This window comes from Flavobacteriales bacterium, assembly GCA_016712535.1.
Taxonomy (GTDB): domain Bacteria; phylum Bacteroidota; class Bacteroidia; order Flavobacteriales_F; family PHOS-HE28; genus PHOS-HE28.
Genome location: JADJQW010000002.1, coordinates 1,356,666 through 1,375,200, shown reverse-complemented (window position 1 = coordinate 1,375,200; position 18,535 = coordinate 1,356,666). Strand labels below are relative to the sequence as shown.

Sequence of the window (18,535 nt, the reverse complement as noted above, 5' to 3'; positions counted from 1 at the left end):
CCAATGAAGAACCCGAACAATACCCCAGTGCGCACGGCATGGTGGACGAGGATCGCCTCGCTGCTGGCCCTCATGGCGCTGATCGGCTCCGCCGGCGCGCAGACCTTCCACATCGACGCGACCAACGGCGGCAACTTCGATCTGGGCGCCACCTTCGGCGCGAACAACTGGAACATGTCCAGTGGCGCCAACAACCCCTGGGTGATCGGCACGCTGCCAACGGGCGCACCGTTCGCAGGGAACAGCGCCTACGCATCCCAGACCAATAACCCTGCGGATTGGTCCTATAATCTCGCTAATCCATGCGTCAACTACATCTGGCGCGATGTGACGGTGCCCGCTGGTGAGTCAGTGATCACGCTGACCTTCAATTGGCAGGGCCAGGGCGAGAACACAGGCTGGGATGCGCTGCAAGTCTTCACGGCCCCTACTTCCGTGATCCCGGTGGGCCAAGCCACGCACCCTGGTTCCGGCGCGGCCGTGGTGCCGCCCAGCATCGCTGGGGCGACCCACATTTTTCAAACGACGCAAGTGCTGCCATTGGGCGTCGTGAACACCGCGACGCTGAGCCTGCCCCCATCCCTCGCGGGCACCACCTTCCGGCTCATCATATCCTGGAAGAGCGACACCTCATTGGGCACGCAGCCTCCGGTGGCGATTGACAACGTCGTACTGACATCTGCTGTTCCCTCTCTCTACACAGCCAGCGCGCTGGGCGGCCTTTGGAACAGCCCGGCTTCTTGGGTAGGCGGCGTGGTGCCTCCCGGCGGCAACGACATCCTCATCCCTGCGGGCTCCACGATCGTGGTGAACCAGAGCCTCAGTTACGGCAACATCACCGTGGCCGGTAAGATGCAGTGGATCACGACCACCACACCGAGCGCGACGGTCAATACCCTGACCTGCACCAACCTCACCATCGATCCCACGGGCGAGTTCCGCGCGCATGGGCCAACGGGTGCAGGCACCGCAACGACCGGTGGCGCCACGATCAACATCTTCGGCAACTTCACCAACAACGGCTACGCCAACCTGGCCTCGGGAGGCACGGTGCTCTGGTTCCTCGCAACGAGCGGGACGCAGACCTTGGGCGGCACCGGCACTTGGGAAGCCGATACACAGGGTCGGGGCATGATCCAGAACCTGCTCTTCGCCAACCTCGCGAACAACACGGTGTCCACCACGCAGGATCTGGTGACCAACAACCTGGGCGCCACGGCGGGGACGCTCACCACCAACAACAAGCTGCACATCGACAACACCGCGCGCTCGAACGGCGGACTCATCAACCGGAGCATCGCCACGGTGACGGTGAACGCGCACGGCACGCTCTATAACAGTGCGACCCCTCCGACCGTCGCCTTCACCGTCGCGCCAGCAGGCGGTACCACGGCCACCGGTGTGGCGAACATCGATGACCTGACGGGCACGCTTCGTTCCATCACCATCACCAACCCCGGTAACGGATATCGCACGGCGCCGACCGTGACCATCTCCGGCGGCACAGGCAGCGGTGCCACGGCTGTTGCGCACCTTTACAGCAGCTTCATGTATGGCACGGTGTGCCAGAGTCAGAAGAGCGGCGCGGCGACGATTACCGGCGGGGTCAACATCCCCTCCAACCAAGGCGTGTACGTCGGCGTTACGGCGGGCGGCACGGGCTACACCTCCGCTCCGAGCATCGGGGTCTCATTGCCCACCGGCTTCCTCAATCTCATGGAGAACGTAGGCAGCGCCGGCGGCAGCGGTTATACCAGCGCACCCACCGTGACCTTCAGTGGCGGCGGCGCGCTCACGCAAGCCACCGGCACCGCCGTGGTGACCCGGGGCCAGGTGACCTCGGTGAACATCACGGGTGGCGGCACCGGCTATCTCTCTGCTCCGACCATCACCCTGACGGGCGGAGGCGGCGCTGGCGCGGTCTGCGTGTTCAACCCTGCGCACCTGCCCACCTTCAGTGCCACCGTTGATGTGCCCACAGGCATGCTGGTAAGCGTGGCCACGACCAACCCCGGTTTCGGCTACTTGGCGGCTCCGACGGTGAGCCTGAACCCGGCCACCGGTGCGGGCGGCGCCACGGTGAACGCCACCCTGGTTTCGCGTGCGAGCATCTACAATATGATCAACAACTTCTTCGCGCCGGCGCCCACGAACGTGGCCCATACGGAGAGCAGCTTCGTGCCCACCAACCGCCGCGTGAATGCATTCAGCCTCGTGAACGCGGTCGGGATCGGCTACACATTCAGTGGTGATATCACCCTGTACGGCGCGACCCCCTTCACCACCTTCGGTGGCCCGATCTTCATGGGCGGCAACACGCTCGCCTTCGACCACCCCACCTACACTGGGGCCGCTGGCAGCCCGACGCTTTATGTGGACGGTTCGATCAGCTACCGCATGTTCGGCAGCACGGCCGCGCAAACGCGACTCTTCCCCTTCAACAGCTACGACGCGATCGGCGCGGTGAATAACCTGCTGAGCATGGGCTCGGCCACCACCGTGCTCACGGAAGGCAGCACCATCACGCGCGTGAAGGGCACCTTCGTGAGCCTGCCGGTTGGACCAACACCCGGCGCAGTGGGCAGCCGCGCTTTGCGCATCGAGAAATTCGGCGGCCTTTTCGGCAACCTACCAACGCTCCGCTTGTGCTATAATGGCGTTGACGCGTTGACTGGTCTTAGCGATCAGCCGAACCTCTTCGTTGGGTCCTCGGCGACGAACACCGTGGGCAGCTACACCGCTCGCAGCGTAGCGTCAGGTGCCGGTCCCTTGGCCGCCAGCGGCAACCGCACCACCGCGACCACCGCCCCTGGCCCCATCGTGGATGGTGAGGAGTATTACGCTTGGTTCTCGACCATCACACCGTGCAACTCGCAGCCGGTGCCGGGCAACACGCTCAGCACCACCACCAACGCCTGCCCGAGCGTGAATTTCACGCTGAGCCTGCAGAACGTGGTTCCGGGTGGCAGCGTGACCTACCAGTGGCAGAGCGCCGATGACGCGGCCTTCACTGTGAACCTCACGAACCTGGGCACTGCCACCACGCAGGTGACGAACCAGACCGCAGCCAAGTACTACCGCTGCCTGGTGACCTGCACCGCAACCACTGAATTCGATTACAGCACGCCGATCCTGGTGAACATGGGCGGCACCTGCCAGTGCAGCGCATACTGCGCTGTAACGAACAACGGTGACGGCGCATGCATCATCGGTGTTCAGATCAACACCTTGAACAGCACCACGGCGGCCTGCGTGCCGAACCCGGGATACACCCTCCGCGGCGAGACCACCACGCTCCAACGCGGCCTCACCTACCCCATCACGGTGAACGTGAACAACCTGGTGTACGGTGGCGGCATCGTCTCGGTCTGGTTCGACTGGAACAACAACTTCGTCTTCGAGGCGAGCGAGTGGTTCCAGCCCTTCACCACGGGAACCACCGGATCGATCAACGTTCCGGTGCCGCTCACCGCGACGATCGGGACAATCCGCATGCGCGTGCGCAGCCGCGGCCAAGGCAACATCAATGGCGCCGGTGATGGCTGCCTCGCCAGCATGGGCAGCGGCACCTGCGAGGATTTCTGCATCACGATCGAGGATCCCCCTGCCTGCGATGCGCCTCCGGCGGCTAACACCACCCTCTCGAGCGCGAGCGATGTCTGCTCCGGCGCCAACTTCACCTTGAGCTTGCAGAACTCCTATCCATTCTCCGGCATCACCTACCAATGGGAGAGCGCGGATGACGCGGCCTTCACTGTGAACGTGACGCAACTAGGCACCAGCAACACCCAGGTGACGAACCAGACCAGCTCCAAGTACTACCGCTGCGTGGTCACCTGCACCAACCCGGGCGGTGGCCCCACGCCGAGCGCGCCTGTGCTGGTGAACCTGATCACTGACAATTGCGTGTGCGCCGTCTATCCGGCGTTCTACGCCACCAGTGCGGCTGATACGGAGATGGACAGCGTGTACGTGGGCACCTTGGTCCAGGGCGTGAGCACCTGTGCGACGGCGGCACCGGGCACCGGTTCCATCGCTGCGCGCTATAGCAACTGGACCGGCAGCATCGCGGCTGTGAACCTGTACCAAGGAGAGGTGGTGCCCTTCCGCTTGCGCAGCGGCACCTGCGGCGGCAACTTCACCAACGCTTTCCAGATCTTCATCGATTACAACCAGGATGGCGATTGGCTGGATGCCGGCGAGATGACTTACGAGACCCCTGCAGAGGTCGCGCAACCGCATATCGCAACCGGCACCTTCACGGTTCCAGGAAGCGCACCACTAGGCATCACGCGCATGCGCGTGGTGAACGTTGAGGACTGGGTGAGCGGAACCAACTTCGCTCAGACGAACTACACCTGGGGCGAGAGCGAGGACTTCTGCGTGAACATCACGCTGCCTCCGGTAGCCGCAAGCGCGACCGCCGCGATCAACGATAGCTGCTCCACGAGCCGCTATTCGATCACGGTGAATATCGCGGACTTCGGCAGCGGCACTCCGGGCGACATCATTTACACGGTGAACAACGGCACACCGGTGGTGGTGCCTGCAAGCCTAGGCCCCAACCTGATCCCCCCCTCTGGTCCCGGATTCTCACAACCCGACGACATCGTGGCCATCACTGTGACGAATAACACGGTGAGCGACCTCGATATGGGCTCCTTCTACGGCAACTGCCCGATCATCATCACCTGCGACACGCCGCCGACGGAGATCAACCACTGCTACGGGAACAACGACCCGCGCGTGTTCATCTTCATCGCGAGCGATGATCAACGCACCCTCACGATGACCTTCATCGCGGGCACCATGGAACCGAACGACATCATCCGCTTCTATGCCGGAACGGATGAGAATCTCAGCCCCTCCTTGGGCAGCGGTTCTTACGCCGATCTGGGTGCGCCTCAGCTCATCGTTGAATCCACCAACGACACCCTGATGCTCGTGATCGATTCCGATGGCAGCAACAGTTGCCAGGATGCCAACCAGACCAGCTGGCAGTTCGAGGTGATCTGCACGCAGCCCTGCGTGAACCCTGCAGGCACGGCCACCTATGACATCTGCACCAGCACGATTGACGTGAGCCTGGATTTCGACGGCAGCGGCAACTCAGCACGGATCGGCTACATCGTGAACACGAATGACACCGTCTTCATCCCGGGCCTGAACAGCCCCTACCTGGAGAACATCGGGCCCTTCGCTGTGGGTGATGTGGTGAAAGTGCTCCTGCAGAACGAGGATGACCTCGAGTGCGTCGCCAACCTTGGCACCACCACCATCCTGGCCGTACCGGCACCTCCGCTGGTGATCGCTTCTGCCGATCCCACGGTGATCTGCCCCTACGGCAGCACGCAGCTGCAAGCCACAGCCGTGAGCGCGACGCCGCCTGCGGTGCCGGCTTATGCCTTCGAGCAGTTCGTGGGAAGCTATACGCCGATCTCCGGCGGAGTATCGTTCGGCAATACCGCTACGGACGACTCGTACTTCACGAACCCCGCCACTCCGCTGACCAGCGCGGTCACGGGACCCGGAACGCCGATTGGCTTCAACTTCACTTACAACGGCACGGTGTACGACCGGATCGGTGTGCAATCGAACGGCTGGATCAGCTTCGGAAGTTCGAGCCTCACCCCTTCGGTGGCCATGAACACCACGAGCCAATACACGCCGCTTGCCAGCACGGCTGTGACCACACCGACGCACCTGCGCAACCGTGTGGCTGGTTTCGGCGCTGACCTCCAGGCGCAAGCCGGCGCCAGCATCCGGGTGCAGACCCTCGGCAGCAGTCCTAATCAGGTCTGCGTGATCCAGTGGGAGAACTACAAGGACTTCGGTGTCACGGGCCACACGCTCAACTTCCAGATCCGCCTGTACGAGGGCACCAACTTCGTGGAGGTGCACTACGGGACCATGGTTTGGACCGCCGGAATCAACACTGCCCATGTGGGCCTCGGCGGCAGCGCGGCTGCGCAATTCAACAACCGCACGACCACCACGAACTGGAACAGCACGACAGCTGGTGCGACCAATACGGCTTCGTGCTCCTGGTCCACTGCCGCAGCCTACCCCACTGTAGGCCGCGTGTTCCGCTGGCGCTCTCCGGAGATCGCCGGCGCGAGCTACAGCTGGGATCCTGCGGTGTACCTGGACAACGCCTTCATCAGCAACCCGCTGGCCAGCAGCGTGCCCAACACGGAGACCTTCACGGTGACCGCCACCGGCGATGCTTTCCCCTGTGCGGGCGAAGCTGAAGTGCTCGTGACGGTGGATGCCCCGCTGACCATCGCGAGCATCACGCCCTCCACGGCCAGCTACTGCACCGGCGGAAGCGTGCTGCTCACCGCCAACGCTGGCGATGGCGTGGCGCCCTTCACCTACCAGTGGTACGACCCGAGCAACAACACGATGGGCACCGCACAGACGCAATCGGCCAACATCGTAGGCGATTGGACCTGCTTGGTGACCGACGATTGCGGCGCCAGCTTCCTGGCCACCGCATCGGTGAGCTCCATCGAGACGCCTGTGGTGAACGTGACGCCTGACCAGCCTACCTGCGGCGGTTACGACATCGTGCTCACGGCGAACACGGTATCGGGAACCCCGACCAGCTGGCTCTGGAGCGGACCGGCTCCTATTGGCGGCCAGACCACGCAGAGCGTGACGCTGAACGACATCACCAGCGCGAATGACGGGGTGTACAGCGTAGTGGCCACCTTCAATGGCTGCCCCTCTGCGCCTGCAGGCTATACCCTAACTGCGAACCCGGCACCGACCATCACCAGCTTCGGGGCTCAGCCCATCACGGTCTGCCCAGGTGACAACAGCGTTCTGAGCGTGACAGCGACCATGCCGAGCGGCACCTATTGCACCCCGACGTACGGCGCCACAGGCTGCACCTTCCCGGACTATGTAGGGAACGTGACCTTCGCAGGCATCAACCGGACCTCGCTCTGCGATATCGCCGCTGGGTACATCAACTTGAGCACGCCACAGGGCAACGTGGTCGCTGGCTCCACCTATCCCATCAGCGTGACCACGGACGGTGACGATGAGAACCTCTCCGTGTGGATCGACTACAACCGCAACGGCGTCTTTGAGAACACGGAGCGCGTGCTGGAGCGCCTCGCCGTGACGCCGGAACCCCAGACCACGGCCGGCAATGTCACGATTCCCCTCACCGCCTTCAACGGCCCAACACGCATGCGCGTGCGGTGCGTCTATGGACTCACTTATGCCCAGGTGGACCCCTGTGTGCTTGGAGCCTTCGGTGAGACCGAGGACTACGTGATCAACGTTACGGGAGGCGTTGACCAGATCGTGTACTCGTGGACCGGCGGCACCTTCCTGGGCGGTATTGACAATACGCCGAGCGTAACGGCCATCGACATCAATGCCACCACGACCTACAACATCGAGGTGAGCTCGCTGGGCTGCACGGATACCGAAGACATCACCGTTTACTACGGCACCAACGAGGTGAACCTGGAGGTGCAGACCGATGCGAACGGCGACGATATCTCCTACGAGTTCCGCCAGGAGGGCACCAACACCCTCATGTACTACGTGGGCCCCAACACCTTGCCGAACAATGCGGCATGGACGAACGAGAGCTGCCTGCCTGACGGCTGCTACTACTTGGTGGTGATGGATGCGGGCGGTGACGGCATCGTGGGCGGAGGCTATGTGCTGCGTGAAGGCGATGGTACCCAGCGCCGCATCATCGACAACTCCCGCGACATCTTCGGCAACGGCGGATTCACTTCAGGCAGCGTGAGCCAGATTAACGGCAACGAGGGCTTCTGCCTGCCCTTGGGCAGCGACCGCCTGATCTACACCAGCTGCGATAGGCTCGACTGGAAGGTGAGCCCCTGCGGCGGAGAGTTCGTGGTGGCCAATGAGAACACCGACGTGAGCGCTGAATACGGCGTGAACAACGCCAACAGCGGTTACCAGATGTGGTGGTACGCCCCGAACGGCGGATACAGCTTCAAGCGCTTCCAGAGCCACAACACCAGCAATGGACTGCCGGCCAGCGCCACCCGCGCCTGCCACTTCCAGATCAATGCGTGGTTGGGCAACCAGCTTCAGCAGAACGTGTTCTACAACGTGAAGGTCCGCGGTCGCGTGAATGGCATCTATGAATCATGGGGCAGCGCATGCCGCTTCATGGTGAACGATGTGCTGGCACAGTGCCCGCGCACCAAGCTCATGGACCTGCCCGCCAACCAGTACCTGAGCTGCGGCCAGACCCGCACCATCGGAACCACCTCGCTGGTGCATGCCCGGCCGGTACGCCGCATGAATGCCAACTGCAATTGGGTGAGCGCGAACCGCTACCAGTTCCGCTTCCGCCTGCCTGCTGAGAACGTGGTGATCCTGAAGACCAGCGCCACCGGGCAATACTGGGTGAACACCAACGGCCTTGCTTGCAACAAGACCTACGAGGTGGATGTGCGCGCCAGCTTCAACAACGGCAGCACCTGGTGCGTGGTGACCCCGAACCCCAACAGCGTGAGCGATCCGCTCTGGGGCGACATGTGCCTGCTCACCACCACCTGCAGCTTCGGCCTGGCTGAAGAGGGCGGCGATGGCGCTGCGAACGAGGCCCGCGTGGCCCTGTTCCCGAACCCGAACCGCGGCGATCAGGTCATGCTGAACGTGAACAGCGTGGAGGAAGGCGTGGAGACCGTGACCATTGACATCTTCGATGCCTACGGCAAGCGCGCCATCGCCCGCACCATCGCGGTGCAGGATGGATTCGTGAACACCGTGCTCGATCTCAACGGTTCGCTCGCCAACGGCCTTTACATGGTGAGCATCACCGCCGGCAGCCAGAGCTACAACGAGCGCCTGGTGATTCAGAAGTAAGCTCCGACAACGCAATCAACGCAGCCCCCGCGCCTAACAGCGCGGGGGCTGTTGCGTTCAGGAGAACCAGAGCCTGATGCAGGCTGCCCTTCAACTGGACCAGCAACGAGCGGCGCGCAGAACCGCAGGAAAGGCATCGTGGGAAAACAGGAACGGGGGCCTATCAGGCCCCCGCTCCTTGACGAACCGGTCCAAAACCAAAAGCACCGGACGGGGATAAGACAACTCCGGGCACCCTCGGCGTTGCCCGCGAGCATCAGCGTGGTTCGGCTCTTTTCAAAAGTTCTTCACACGGACAAGGCCGCCGAGGCACCCGGCTACTTTTGGCCAGTCTTACGCGCATGCGATCATCACCTGTCGTGGCCACTTCCGCCGCCAGCTCCGTTAGCGAGCTCCAACGCATCGCGTCGCAAGTGCGCCGTGACATTGTCAGGCAGGTGCATGCGTGCCAGAGCGGCCACCCCGGAGGTTCACTGGGCTGCGCCGATTTCTTCACCGCCCTGTACTTCAGCATCCTGCGCCACGATCCCAAGGCGTGGAACATGGACGGACGCGGCCAGGACCTCTTCTTCCTGAGCAACGGTCATATCAGCCCGGTCTGGTACAGCGTGCTGGCGCGGAGCGGCTACTTCCCAGTGAGCGAACTGGCCACCTTCCGCAAGATCAATGGCCGCTTGCAAGGGCATCCCACCACGCACGAAGGCCTGCCCGGCGTGCGCATGGCCAGCGGCTCCCTGGGCCAGGGCCTCAGCGTGGGCATCGGTGCGGCTTTGGCAAAGAAGCTCAACGGCGATAATGCCTTGGTGTACACGCTGCACGGCGACGGCGAGCTGCAGGAAGGCCAGATCTGGGAAGCAGCCATGTTCGCTGCTGGCAAGAAGGTCGATAACCTGATCAGCACCATTGACTGCAACGGTCGCCAGATCGATGGCGACGTGGACGATGTCCTGCCGCTCGGCGACTTGCGCGCCAAATGGCTGGCCTTCGGCTGGGATGTGCTGGAGACCGACGGCAACGATATGGATAAGCTGCTCACCAGCATGGCCGAGGCCAAGCGGCGCACCGGCAAAGGCAAGCCCGTGATGGTGCTGATGCGCACCGAGATGGGACAGGGCGTCGATTTCATGATGAACAGCCACGCCTGGCACGGCATCGCCCCGAACGATGCGCAACTGGCCAGCGCACTGGGCCAGCTCGAAGAGACGTTGGGCGACTACTGAGCCATGCCAGCTCCTCACGGAATGAAGCCCCCTGCGCCTCTGCGCCGGGATGGCATGGGCTTGGCGAAGGTGAGGAACATGCGCACCACCAGCAGCTCCCACGGCATCTTGCTTTTCGTGGCATTGGCCATCACCAGCCTGCTATTCGCTCATCCATCGCGCCTGCTCGCCCAGCAAGAGGCACCCCAGCCGCCGCTCACGCGCATGCTCTTCGTGTTCGATGCCAGCAACAGCATGAACGCCTTCTGGGGCAACCAGCCCAAGATCAACACCGCGCGTGAACTGCTGCTCTCCAGCTTGAAGCGCCTGGAGGGCCAGCCCGACCTCGAGCTTGCGCTGCGCCTCTATGGGCACCAGACACCAATCGCCCCAGGCAAACAGGATTGCGACGACACGCGCTCGAAGTGCCTTTCGCGCCGAATGCCATCCCGGACATCCGCAAGAAGCTGATGGCCACGCGCTGCTTGGGCACCACGCCCATTGCCCGATCGCTGGAGAAAGCCGCCAAGGATTTCCCGGAGCTCGACAAGAGCAAGGGCGCGCGTCCGGTGCGGAACATCATCATCCTCATCACCGATGGCATCGAGGCCTGCGACGAGGATCCCTGCGCCGTGAGCCGCGCCTTGCAGGCCAAGGGCATCGTGCTGAAGCCCTTCGTGATCGGCGTAGGCCTTACGGAGATGGACAGATTCGCCCTGCAATGCGTGGGCAACTACTACGATGCCAGCACACCGGAGCTCTTCGCCCATGTGCTCGACGTGGTGGTGACCCAAGCCCTCAACAGCACCACCGCGCAGATCAGCCTCATGACCGCGGACGGCAAGCCCACCGAGACCGACGTGGCCGTGACGCTCTACGATCAGAAGACCGGGCAGCAGCGCTACCACATGGAGCACACGCTCACCGATCGCGGCCTCCCGGACACGCTCAGCATCGACCCCATCTTCACCTACCGGATCACGGCCCATACGGTTCCGCCGTCGGTGCGGGAGAACGTCACCGTGCGACCCGGCGCATACCATCATCGCTGTGGATGCCGGCATGGGCACGCTGGCTCTGCGCATGGGCAACGGTCCGGCCGATGCGAGCCAGGTAAGCTGCATCGTGCGCCGCAAGGGCGAACCGGGCACCTTGATGGCCATGGACATGGGCCGCAGCCAACGCCTGCGCGTCGGCTCCTACGATCTGGAGGTCCTCACGCTGCCGCGCACGCTGATCACCGATGTGCTGGTTGAGCAGGGCAAGTCAACGGACATCGTGGTGCCCAAATCCGGGGTGCTGAATATTCAAGCCCAGGCGCCAGGGCCAGGCAGCATCTTCCAGAAGCAAGGTGATGAGCTCGTGTGGGTGACAGACCTGGATCCAGGGAACGCGCGCAATCAGTTCCGCCTGCAGCCGGGCATCTACACGGTCACTTACCGCAGCGGATTCGCGCGCCGCACGGAGCTCACGCTGAACAAGGACATCACCATTGAAAGCGGGCGCAGCGCCACCATCAACTTCTAGCCAACACCCTTGCCGAGGCCTCGGCACAGAACCATGAACTACCCCGTGCTCGATCAGAAGGACACCCGCAGCGGCTTCGGTGCCGGGCTGCTCGAACTCGGCCGCAGCAACCCGGATGTGGTGGCGCTCTGCGCGGATCTTACCGGATCGCTGAAGATGGATGCCTTCGAGAAGGAATTCCCGGATCGCTTCTTCCAAGCGGGCATCGCTGAAGCGAACATGATGGGCATCGCTGCGGGCCTCACCATCGGCGGCAAGATCCCCTTCACCGGCACCTTCGCCAATTTCAGCACCGGCCGCGTGTACGACCAGGTGCGACAGAGCATCGCATACGCCGGCAAGAACGTGAAGATCTGCGCCAGCCACGCTGGCCTCACCCTGGGCGAGGATGGCGCCACGCACCAGATCCTCGAGGACATCGGACTGATGCGCATGCTGCCAGGTATGTCCGTGATCGTGCCAGCGGATCACAACCAGACCCGGCAGGCCACCCTCGCCATCGCCGCGCACCAAGGCCCTTGCTACCTGCGCTTCGGCCGCCCGAAGTGGCCCGTATTCATTCCGGCTGAACTGCCCTTCGAGATCGGCAAGGCGCAGGTGCTCGTTGAAGGCGGCGAGGTGACCTTGATTGCCTGCGGGCATTTGGTTTGGCACACGTTGCAGGCGGCAGAGCAACTGGCCAAGGAAGGCGTGAAGGCAGAAGTGATCAACATGCACACCATCAAGCCGCTGGATGCTGAAGCGATCATCGCTTCCGTGGCGAAGACCGGCTGCGTGGTGACCTGCGAAGAGCACAACCGGCACGGCGGATTAGGTGATGCCGTGGCGCAAGTGCTCACCACCGCGCGACCCGCACCGCAGGAATTGGTGGCGGTGTATGACAGTTTCGGCGAGAGCGGGACTCCCGACCAGCTGCTGAAGAAATACGGCCTCATGCCGGCGGACATCGTTGCGGCCGCGCGCCGTGCGATCGCGCGTGCGTGATTGAACCTTCGTGGCCGCGCGCGCTCCAAGGATCACGCAGGCAGCTGCATGAGCGATGAACTGAGCGATGCCGAATTGCTCGCCCTCTTCCGCAAGGAGGAGAGCCGGCACTACGCATTCAACCTGCTCGTGCGCCAGTACCAGCGAAGGCTCTATGCCTTCATCCGCCGCATGGTCACCGACCACGATGAAGCGCAGGATGTTCTCCAAGAGACCTTCATCAAGGCGTGGCACGGCCTGGATGGATTCCGTGCCGAATCGCAGCTCTTCAGCTGGCTCTACCGGATCGCGCACAACGAATGCCTGAACCACCTTCGCAAGGCGAAGCGGCGGGTATTCGTGAGCAACGACGCGGTGATTGAGCGCCTAAGCACCACACTCGACAGCAGCGAGCATTTCAGCGGTGATGCCATCCAGCGCAAGCTGCAGGCGGCGGTGATGCGCCTGCCGGCCAAGCAGCGCGCCGTGTTCACCATGAAGTACTTCGATGCCCTGAAGTACGAGGACATGAGCCGAGTGACGGGCACCAGCGTGGGCGCGCTCAAGAGCAGCTTCCACATCGCCGTGAAGAAGATCGAGAACTGGCTGGTGAACGATCAAACCATTGCGGGCATGCCGCCGTCGAAGCAACCGGATTCCGATGATTGACCCCCACGACACCGATCCGCTGAGCGAGGCGCCCCTCTTGCGCAGCATCCTGAAGGCCGACCCCTTCGTGGTGCCGGATGGCTTCTTCGACCGCTTCCCCATGCAGGTGCAGGCGGCCATCAGCGCGCAACCCTCGGGATGGCGAGCCTTGTTGCAGCGCGTAAGGGAGGCGCACACGGCTTGGCGCGTATCCGCAGCCGCGATCGGCCTTGCACTGGCCGTGTACGTTGTGAAGATCGCCCTGACCGGGGAAGCACGGCCCGCACCGGAATACGCAGCGAATGAACTCTCAGCCGACGACCTGCTGGCCCTTGGCGTGCGCGACGATGACCTCATTGCCGCGCTCCCGGACCTGGGATCGGAACCGGGCTGGGCCAGCTCGCTCAGCGAAGAAGAGCTGAGCGCCTACCTGGAGCAGGATGAACTTGCACTTGACCTGATCATCGAAGAACTATGAAACGCCTTTGCACCTTCGTTCTCGGCGCGCTGCTCCTCGGCACGCCTTGCCTTCTTGCCCAAGGCCCTGACGACGACATGCCTTCCTTGTCCGAGGAGCGCCTCCGCGAGATCAAGGCGCAGAAGTCAGCCTATCTCACCACCAAATTGCGCCTCAGTTCGGAGGAAGCCCAGCAATTCTGGCCGATCTACAATGAGATTGACGATGCCCGCGATGCGATCCGCCGGGAACTGCGTGAGAACATGCGCCCTGCACGCAAGCAAACGGAGACGCTCACCGAATCGGAGGCTCAGCAGATGCTCACCAAAGGACTGCAGATCCGCCAGCGCGAATACGACCTCGAGCGCAGCTCCGTGGAGCGCTTCACCAAGGCCATTGGCCCCGTGAAAACGGTGGAACTGTTCCGAGCGGAGCGCGATTTCCAGCGGGAAGTGCTGCGGCGCCTGCGCGAGCGCATGGACGAGCGGCGCGATGGCCGCGGCGGCCCCATGCGGCGACCATAGACCCGTGTTGCGCACCTTCGCGTCCGATCGAGATGGACGCGCTGCATGCCTCATTCCTGAAGCACCTGGCCCAGACCAGCCCTTCGCCCCTTGCGCTCGACATCGTGCGGGCCGAGGGATGCTGGCTCACCGCGCGCGATGGCAGTCGCCACCTTGACCTCGTGGCCGGCCTGGCCGTGAACAACGTGGGGCACCGCCATCCCCGCGTAGTGGCCGCCATCAAGGAGCAGGCAGACCGGTACCTGCACGTGATCCCTTACGGCGAATTCATCCAAGAGCCGCAGGTGGGCTTCGCTGAGCGCCTGACGGGGCTCCTTCCGAGGGGATTGGATAGCGTGTACTTCGTGAACAGCGGCACAGAGGCTGTGGAGGCCGCTTTGAAACTGGCCAAGCGCGCCACCGGGCGCACCGGGCTCATCGGCTGCCGGAAGAGCTATCACGGCAGTACGCACGGTTCATTGAGCCTCACCGATAATGAAGCGAAGAAGTTCCGCAATCTTCCACTGCTGCCCGGTGTCGATCACATCGCCTTCAACTCCACTGCCGAGTTGGACCGGATCGACGCAGGAACCGCTGCCGTGGTGGTGGAGCCGATCCAGGGCGATGCTGGCGTCCGTGTGCCGGCCCCGGCATGGTTGGCCGCTCTGCGCGCCCGATGCACGGCAACCGGTGCGTTACTGGTATTCGATGAGGTGCAGACCGGCTTCGGGCGCACAGGCAGGAGGTTCGCATTCGAGCACTTCGACGTGGTGCCGGATATCCTCGTCCTGGGCAAGGCGCTGGGCGGAGGCCTGCCAATGGGAGCCTTCATCAGTTCGCCTGAACGCATGGCCCTCCTGAGTCATGATCCGGTGCTGGGGCACATCACCACCTTCGGGGGGCACCCGTTGGCTTGCGCAGCAGGCCTTGCGGCCCTGAATGCCCTGGAGGAAGAGGACCTCACAGCGAACGCGGTCCGCATGGGCTCCCTTTTCAAGCAGCATCTCACGCACCCGTTGATCAAGGAAGTGCGCGGTCTGGGCCTGATGCTGGCGGTTGAACTGGGCGATGCGGGCTTGGTTCAGCGGGTGGTGAACAAGTGCCTTGGCCAGGGTGTCCTTGGATTCTGGTTCCTGAGCTGCCCAACAGCGTTCCGGATTGCTCCGCCTCTCATCATCAGCGAACATGAAGTGCTGCACGCCTGCAAAACCATCAAGCAGGCGCTTGATCAGATCCGTGAATCACCAAGCTCACCGGGATCTTAACAAGGCCTGCTGGCCTCTTGGATCAAGGAAGATTCCTCTCCTGCCCTTGCCTGGCGGGCCTAAGATGAGGTCCGCGCATTCCCGGAACCGGGCAGCGGCATCACCGGCCCAGACAACGGCGTCATTATCCGATCGAAGCCGCGTTTATCTTGCGACCGCCTTTACCGAGGTACAACAGCCCCCAACCGCAGAGGACCCATGAAACGTTCACTACTCAGCAGCCTGGCCACCTTCCTGCTAATCGCCAGCGGCTTCGCACAGCAGGCCCATTGGTGCGAAACCGATCGCCGAATGGCCGAGGAAATGGCCAAGGACCCTGCCTTCGCACAGAAGATGGCGCAGTTCCGATCGGAGATGCGGAATCTGATGGCCACGAACGCCAGCCGCAAGAACCGGGATGTGGTGTACACCGTCCCAGTGGTCTTCCACATCATCCACCTCAATGGCGTGGAGAACATCAGCAATGAGCAAGTGGAGGATGCGATGCTCGTGCTCAACCGCGATTGGGCCAAGCTGAACCCGGATACCACGGAAGTCCATCCCTCCATGGAGGACCGTGTCGCCAACATGGGCGTTCAGTTCAAGCTGGCTACAACGGACCCTGCGGGCATCTGCACCAACGGCATCATCCATTATCAGAGCACCGAGACCCTGCGCGGTGAGAGCACCAGCAAATTGCGCCCTTGGCCCCGCGACAAGTACATGAACGTCTACGTGGTGCGCCAGATCCTTAGCGGAGCCGCTGGCTACTTCACCCCTGGCGGCTGGAGCGTGCTCGATGGGATCGTGATCATCCATCAGTACGTCGGCCGCGCAGGCGTTGCTGGTGGCATCCCTTTCACAGGGAACGAAGGCCTGTCCCGCGCGCTCACCCACGAGGTAGGCCACTACCTGGACCTGGCCCACGTCTGGGGCGAGAACAACGGGATTCCCGGCCCAACAGGCGTGCCATGGGCCATGCAAGCCGATTGCGGCGATGATGGCGTGGAGGACACGCCGATAACGCGCGGTTGGAGCCCGGCCAGCGGTTGCAATGGCCCAGGGCATTCGGATAATACGACCCGCCCTTGGGGCAATTGCGATCAGCAGAGCTTCAAGAGCTACCATGGCCGCTCGATCCCGTTCATCGTTCCATCGATTCCGGTCCGGTACGATTTCGAGGGCGTCACGACCAGCTCGGGATCCATCGACAACCTCTCGGTCATCCCTGCGGTCACGGATTCGCTCGACAGCTTGGATATCCGCATCCCGCTCTCACCGTTCAGCGCAACCGGGGTTTCGGCGAACAGCGCTGTTGCCGGCGCATTCGCCTTCTCGAACTGGGACACGGGCGCGAATGACGGCGAAGCGGATTACGCCAACCTCACGGGCTCGATCAACACCGGCAAGTACTACGAGTTCACGATCAATACGCCGGTGCAGCAGCAGCTGTACTTCTACGGCCTCACCTTCAAGGCCATGCGCAGCGATAACGGCCCGCGCACATTCGCGGTCCGAAGCAGCGCGAATAATTACAGCACCAATATCGCGATGGGCACCGCCACGGGCATCAGCGCTGAGGGCGGAAACGTGGCCTTCTTCACGGGCGATTCGGCGCATGCTGGCACGGTGATCAGCGTGAACCCGGCGAATACAGGCTTCGGTTTGCGCGAGTCTGGCATCACCCTTCGCATCTACGCCTACAACGCTGAAGACCCCAATGGCTACTTCGGCATCGACAGCCTGGTGGTGCTCGGCAAGAGCGGCACCATCGAGAACGTGCAGAACTACATGGAGTACTCCTACTGCTCCATCATGTTCACCGAAGGCCAGCGCGAGCGCGCCCGCACGGCGCTGATCTCTCCGGTGCTTGAGCGCGACAATCTGTGGACGGAGCAGAACCTGATCTCAACGGGCGTGGCCGAAGGGCACGTGCAGCAGTGCGCCCCGATCGCCGATTTCTATGCTCAGGTGGATTATTCCACCTCACCGGGCGGCAGCGCTCCAGCCGTCCCGTTCCCGCCCATGACCTGCATCAACACCAACGTGCGCTTCATCGATAACTCCAGCCGCGCGATACCCACCTCGTGGCAGTGGACATTCCAGGACGGCAACCCGGCAACCTCCACCTCACGCAATCCGATCGTGCAATTCACCTCGCGCGGCTGGAAGACCGTTACGCTCACCGTGGGCAATGATCAAGGCAGCGATTCCGAGACCAAGGACTTCTCGATCTACGCCGGCAACTCCAGTGAAGAGCTGAGCGCGTTCGCGATCGACTTCGAGAATGGCGAGGGCGAGAGCCTCTTCCCGCTGGTAGGCTACAACTATGAGAACAACCACACCTCATGGAAGCGCTTCGAGGGCGGCGGCTATTCGGGCAACGCTTGCGCCCGCCTCAACAGCGGCGATCGCGACCCGCTCGAGCTGATCCGGCCCGATAACATCGGCGATTACGACGACCTGGTCTCTCCGCACATCAACATGACCGGCGCGCCCATCACCCAGCTCAGCTTCCGCTATGCGTACCGCACGAACACGAACGTGACGGCGAACATCACGGAGAAGCTCGTCCTGGAAGTGAGCTCGAACTGCGGCCGTACCTGGGGCCTGCTTGGGACCACCAGCTCCGGTGAAATCACGGGCACCAACCTGGTGACCAATGGTAACTTCGATGAGATGCCGCCGCCCCCTTCCTCATGGAGGCTCAAGACCATGAATCTGCTCAGCTCGCAGCTCGGTGCGAACATGCGTTTCCGCTTCCGCTACATCAGCAGCGGGTATTCCGGCGACCTGTTCATCGACGACATCCAGTTCGGCAGCTCAGCAGTGGGCCTGCAGGAGTGGCTCAGCGAGAATTTCATCTCGGTGTTCCCGAACCCGTCGAACGACCAATTCACCTTGCAGGTGTACGGTATGGGCAGTGATGCCACCGAGGTGACGATCACCGATCTGCGCGGCGCCGTGGTCTATCAGAACACCTACCAGCCCACGGGCAACGACAACATCGAGATCGCAGGCCGCGCCATCGGCCTCAGCGATGGCATGTACCTGGTACGCGCCCAGAACGCGCATGGCCAGAGCGTTCAGAAACTGGTGATGGGACGCTGATCCATTCCGAACCTC

Annotated in this window: 11 protein-coding genes; all 11 read left to right on the top strand. The window is 62.8% G+C overall.

Annotated features, from left to right (window positions below; all coding sequences use genetic code 11):
- Window positions 1–3 precede the first annotated feature (3 nt).
- The 11 genes from IPK70_05565 to IPK70_05515 all read left to right on the top strand — a co-directional run bounded on the left by IPK70_05565 (window position 4) and on the right by IPK70_05515 (window position 18,520).
- Window positions 4–8,868 (top strand): T9SS type A sorting domain-containing protein, encoded by an 8,865-nt coding sequence (locus IPK70_05565; protein ID MBK8226625.1) that lies wholly within the window; start codon window positions 4–6, stop codon window positions 8,866–8,868.
- 341 nt (window positions 8,869–9,209) lie between these two features.
- Complete coding sequence (locus IPK70_05560; GenBank protein MBK8226624.1) at window positions 9,210–10,088, top strand: transketolase; 879 nt, start codon at window positions 9,210–9,212, stop codon at window positions 10,086–10,088.
- A 21-nt stretch (window positions 10,089–10,109) separates the two neighbouring features.
- Window positions 10,110–10,538, top strand: coding sequence for a hypothetical protein (locus tag IPK70_05555; protein MBK8226623.1), 429 nt, complete (start codon window positions 10,110–10,112; stop codon window positions 10,536–10,538).
- On the top strand, window positions 10,472–11,323 hold the full coding sequence (locus IPK70_05550) for a VWA domain-containing protein (protein MBK8226622.1): 852 nt from the start codon (window positions 10,472–10,474) through the stop codon (window positions 11,321–11,323). Before IPK70_05555 ends, IPK70_05550 begins: the two co-directional genes overlap by 67 nt.
- Complete coding sequence (locus tag IPK70_05545) at window positions 11,235–11,594, top strand: hypothetical protein (GenBank protein ID MBK8226621.1); 360 nt, start codon at window positions 11,235–11,237, stop codon at window positions 11,592–11,594. The genes IPK70_05550 and IPK70_05545 overlap by 89 nt, the downstream gene beginning before the upstream one ends.
- A gap of 33 nt (window positions 11,595–11,627) precedes the next feature.
- The gene (locus tag IPK70_05540) at window positions 11,628–12,578 is read left to right on the top strand and encodes a transketolase family protein (GenBank protein MBK8226620.1); all 951 of its coding nucleotides are present in this window, start codon (window positions 11,628–11,630) and stop codon (window positions 12,576–12,578) included.
- A gap of 60 nt (window positions 12,579–12,638) precedes the next feature.
- Window positions 12,639–13,226, top strand: coding sequence for a sigma-70 family RNA polymerase sigma factor (locus IPK70_05535; GenBank protein MBK8226619.1), 588 nt, complete (start codon window positions 12,639–12,641; stop codon window positions 13,224–13,226).
- Entirely contained in the window at window positions 13,219–13,683 is a 465-nt protein-coding gene (locus tag IPK70_05530) for a hypothetical protein (protein ID MBK8226618.1), read from the top strand. The genes IPK70_05535 and IPK70_05530 overlap by 8 nt, the downstream gene beginning before the upstream one ends.
- Entirely contained in the window at window positions 13,680–14,186 is a 507-nt protein-coding gene (locus IPK70_05525) for a hypothetical protein (protein MBK8226617.1), read from the top strand. The genes IPK70_05530 and IPK70_05525 overlap by 4 nt, the downstream gene beginning before the upstream one ends.
- Window positions 14,187–14,218: 32 nt before the next feature.
- Window positions 14,219–15,430: an aspartate aminotransferase family protein gene (locus IPK70_05520; GenBank protein ID MBK8226616.1), complete on the top strand. Its 1,212-nt coding sequence runs from the start codon at window positions 14,219–14,221 to the stop codon at window positions 15,428–15,430.
- 198 nt (window positions 15,431–15,628) lie between these two features.
- A complete protein-coding gene (locus IPK70_05515) occupies window positions 15,629–18,520 on the top strand; it encodes a T9SS type A sorting domain-containing protein (GenBank protein MBK8226615.1) in 2,892 nt (963 codons plus the stop codon).
- The last annotated feature ends 15 nt before the right edge of the window (window positions 18,521–18,535 follow it).

Excerpts from the sequence above, each read along its gene's own strand:
- IPK70_05565 (MBK8226625.1), top strand. The coding sequence starts at position 4 with ATGAAGAACCCGAACAATACCCCAGTGCGCACGGCATGGTGGACGAGG.
- IPK70_05560 (MBK8226624.1), top strand. The coding sequence starts at position 9,210 with ATGCGATCATCACCTGTCGTGGCCACTTCCGCCGCCAGCTCCGTTAGC.
- IPK70_05555 (MBK8226623.1), top strand. The coding sequence starts at position 10,110 with ATGAAGCCCCCTGCGCCTCTGCGCCGGGATGGCATGGGCTTGGCGAAG.
- IPK70_05545 (MBK8226621.1), top strand. The coding sequence starts at position 11,235 with ATGGGCCGCAGCCAACGCCTGCGCGTCGGCTCCTACGATCTGGAGGTC.
- IPK70_05540 (MBK8226620.1), top strand. The coding sequence starts at position 11,628 with ATGAACTACCCCGTGCTCGATCAGAAGGACACCCGCAGCGGCTTCGGT.
- IPK70_05530 (MBK8226618.1), top strand. The coding sequence starts at position 13,219 with ATGATTGACCCCCACGACACCGATCCGCTGAGCGAGGCGCCCCTCTTG.
- IPK70_05525 (MBK8226617.1), top strand. The coding sequence starts at position 13,680 with ATGAAACGCCTTTGCACCTTCGTTCTCGGCGCGCTGCTCCTCGGCACG.
- IPK70_05520 (MBK8226616.1), top strand. The coding sequence starts at position 14,219 with ATGGACGCGCTGCATGCCTCATTCCTGAAGCACCTGGCCCAGACCAGC.
- IPK70_05515 (MBK8226615.1), top strand. The coding sequence starts at position 15,629 with ATGAAACGTTCACTACTCAGCAGCCTGGCCACCTTCCTGCTAATCGCC.